Genomic DNA, 2942 nt, shown 5'->3' with positions numbered 1-2942 from the left:
CCGGTGCCCTGGTACCTGCTCATCCTGGTCGGGCTGATGTGCGCCTTCGGCGTTTTGTATATCGCGTTTTCGCATATCAACACGCCGTCGGAATGGGGCGATGGCCGGGTGGAGGCGGAACTTGCGGCGGGTGGAAAGGCGAACGCGGGCGGGGCGGTGGATGCCGCGGCCATTTATGCGTCGCGCTGTGCCGCGTGCCATCAGGCCAACGGCGCCGGCCTGCCGGGCGTTTTCCCGCCGCTTGCAGGATCGGAGTGGGTGAACGGCAAGGGCAATACGCTGGGCGCGATCCTGCTGCACGGCGTCAACGGCCCCCTGACGGTCAAGGGTGCGGCCTATAACGGCGCCATGCCGGCGTTCAAGGACCAGTTGAACGATGCGGAGATCGCGGCCGTCGCGTCCTACATCCGCACACAGTGGGGCAACCGGAGCGAAGCGCTGACGCCTGACAGCATTGCCGAATTGCGCAAGGCTTCCCAGGGCCGCACGGAGCCCTTGAAGGGCGATGCCGAGCTGGCCGCCTTGCAGTAACCCAGCCATGAAAAGCCTTCCGGCAAAGGCGTTCACGTGGGCGGCATGCCTTGCCGTCCTGTCCGCGTTTGCCGGGAGCGTGTTCGCGTTGACCTCGGGCTTCGTGCACTGGACGTTCGAAGACCACCGCATCGCGTTGGCAGAGGGCAGGGCGCTCAAGGCTCCGGCGCTTGTTATTGAGGACGCGGACGGCAAGATGCGCCAGCCCTGGCCCGGCGCCGGGAAGAACCGCGTCTATCTCGTCGACTTCATCTACACCCGTTGCATGTCGGTCTGCCAGGTACTGGGCTCCGAATACCAGCGCATGCAGGAAGTGTTGCGCTCGCAGGTGCATGCCGGCGTAACGCTGATGTCGGTCTCCTTCGACGGGCGCGACACGCATGACGATCTGCGCGGTTACGCTGAGCGCTATCGCGCTTCGCCCGAGCACTGGATAGTCGGCACCCCGCCGACAGGCGCCGGCCGTCTGCTGAAAGAGCTTGGCGTCGTTGTCGTGCCCGACGGAATGGGAGGCTTTGTCCATAACGGCGATATCCACCTGATTGACGGGGAGGGTGTGCTGCTCGGGATCTTTCCTTATGACGAGTGGGAGCAGGCGCTGGCGGCGGCCGTACGGTACGCGGGAAGGGGATCGTGATGGGAATGCTGGTTTTGCTACCCGTCCTGCTGCTGGTGCCGGCGGCCAGGCACACGATCGAAAGCCGGATGGCGTTGCACATGCTGCTCGAATTTCCGCTCTTGTTTGCATCAGGCTATGCCGCGATGCGAATCATGGAACAACGGATGCGGCACTGGCTGGCACTGGATCACCTCGGCATTACCGGCCTGACCGCCGCTTCCTGCGTCTTCGCTTTCTGGATGATTCCGGCCGCCCTCGACGCCGCCTTGCTCGATCCGGCGATGGCTGCGGCCAAGTACCTGTCCTGGTGGCTTGCCGGTTTTGCGGCGGCGAATGCCCTGCGCCGCGCCACCATCGAGATCCGGATTTTCTTCCTCGGCAATGCCGCCTGGATGAGCGCCACCGCCGGCCTGCTGTACCTCGACGCCACCAGCCGCCTCTGCGTGAGCTACCTGTTCGGCGACCAGGAAACCGCGGGCCGGGGACTGGTCTTGCTGGCGTGTCTGCTTGCCTTTCTTGCCATCCGCGGACCGCGCGCACGCGGGTTCCGCTTTTAAACATATAAACGGCATACTACAATGGGTCAAACGGCCGCCGGCCGTCCTTGCGCGAATGCCAATCATGAGACTGACTTCCTATACCGACTACACCCTGCGCACCCTGATCTACCTGGGCATGAACCGCGACCGTCTCGTCACGATTCAGGACATCGCAGACAACCACCTGATATCGAAGAACCACCTGATGAAGGTCGTGTACCAGCTCGGTACGGTCGATATCGTGGAGACGATCCGCGGCCGTAACGGCGGGCTCCGGCTGAAGAAGGATCCGTCCGAGATCAACATCGGTGAAATCGTCCGCTGGACGGAAACCGATTTCCACATGGCCGAGTGCTTCGACCGGGAAAACAACCGCTGCGTGCTGTCGCCTTCGTGCAAGCTGCAGGGCGTGCTGGTCGCCGCGACGCGTTCGTTTCTGAACGTGCTCGATGCCGTCACGCTCGACGAACTGCTGGTGCTGGAAAAGCCGGGCAAGAAGAAGCTCATGCCTTCGCCGGTGCGCATCTATCCCTCGCTGAAGGCAAAGGCGAAAGTGGACGCGGTTTAGTAACCTCAGAGTAGCCAGGCGCGCCAAACGCCACTGGATTCCGGCCTTCGCCGGAATGACGTGGGGAGTGGCGGAGGGCGCTACTTGTGCGGCCCACATGCGGGCGCTGGCGGTTGATTTCCCGCTTTCTCTCACCCCGTCATTCCCCCGAACGCGGGAATCCATTGTCGTTCATCGGAGACAGGACAGGCGCGCTAAAAACGCCGCTGGATTCCGGCCTTCGCCGGAATGACGCGGGGAGTGGCGAAGGGCGCTACTTGTGCGGCCCGCACACGGGCGCTGACGGTTGATTTCCCGCTTTCTCTCACCCCGTCATTCCCCCGAACGCGGGAATCCATTGTCGTTCATCGGAGACAGGACAGGCGCGCCAAACGCCACTGGATTCCGGCCTTCGCCGGAATGACGTGGGGAGTGGCGAGGGGCGCTACTTGTGCGGCCCGCACACGGGCGCTGAAGTTTGATTTCCCGCTTTCTCTCACCCCGTTATTCCCCCGAACGCGGGAACCCATTGTCGTTCATCGGAGACAGGACAGGCGCGCCAAACGCCACTGGATTCCGTCCTTCGCCGGAATGACGTGGGGAGTGGCGGAGGGCGCTACTTGTGCGGCCCGCACGCGGGCGCTGACGGTTGATTTCCCGCTTTCTCTCACCCCGTCATTCCCCCGAACGCGGGAATCCATTGTCG

Annotated in this window: 4 protein-coding genes; all 4 read left to right on the top strand. The window is 63.4% G+C overall.

Going from position 1 to position 2942, the window contains the following annotated elements:
* Positions 1 to 531: cytochrome c (locus VFF99_RS18090; RefSeq protein ID WP_325020319.1), on the top strand; the 531-nt coding region annotated here is incomplete at its 5' end.
* Positions 532 to 538: 7 nt separating this feature from the next.
* Positions 539 to 1168, top strand: a complete 630-nt coding sequence (locus VFF99_RS18085; protein ID WP_325020318.1) for an SCO family protein — start codon at positions 539 to 541, stop codon at positions 1166 to 1168.
* Positions 1168 to 1707, top strand: coding sequence for a hypothetical protein (locus VFF99_RS18080; RefSeq protein ID WP_325020317.1), 540 nt, complete (start codon positions 1168 to 1170; stop codon positions 1705 to 1707). The genes VFF99_RS18085 and VFF99_RS18080 overlap by 1 nt, the downstream gene beginning before the upstream one ends.
* 64 nt (positions 1708 to 1771) lie before the next feature.
* Positions 1772 to 2257: an Rrf2 family transcriptional regulator gene (locus VFF99_RS18075; RefSeq protein ID WP_325020316.1), complete on the top strand. Its 486-nt coding sequence runs from the start codon at positions 1772 to 1774 to the stop codon at positions 2255 to 2257.
* Positions 2258 to 2942: the final 685 nt, after the last annotated feature.

The organism is Noviherbaspirillum sp., from assembly GCF_035654295.1.
Lineage (GTDB): Bacteria > Pseudomonadota > Gammaproteobacteria > Burkholderiales > Burkholderiaceae_D > Noviherbaspirillum.
The sequence above is the reverse complement of the archived record's forward strand: the minus strand, read 5'-3'. Positions and strand labels throughout refer to the sequence as shown.

Excerpts from the sequence above, each read along its gene's own strand:
- VFF99_RS18075 (WP_325020316.1), top strand. The coding sequence starts at position 1,772 with ATGAGACTGACTTCCTATACCGACTACACCCTGCGCACCCTGATCTAC.
- VFF99_RS18085 (WP_325020318.1), top strand. The coding sequence starts at position 539 with ATGAAAAGCCTTCCGGCAAAGGCGTTCACGTGGGCGGCATGCCTTGCC.
- VFF99_RS18080 (WP_325020317.1), top strand. The coding sequence starts at position 1,168 with ATGGGAATGCTGGTTTTGCTACCCGTCCTGCTGCTGGTGCCGGCGGCC.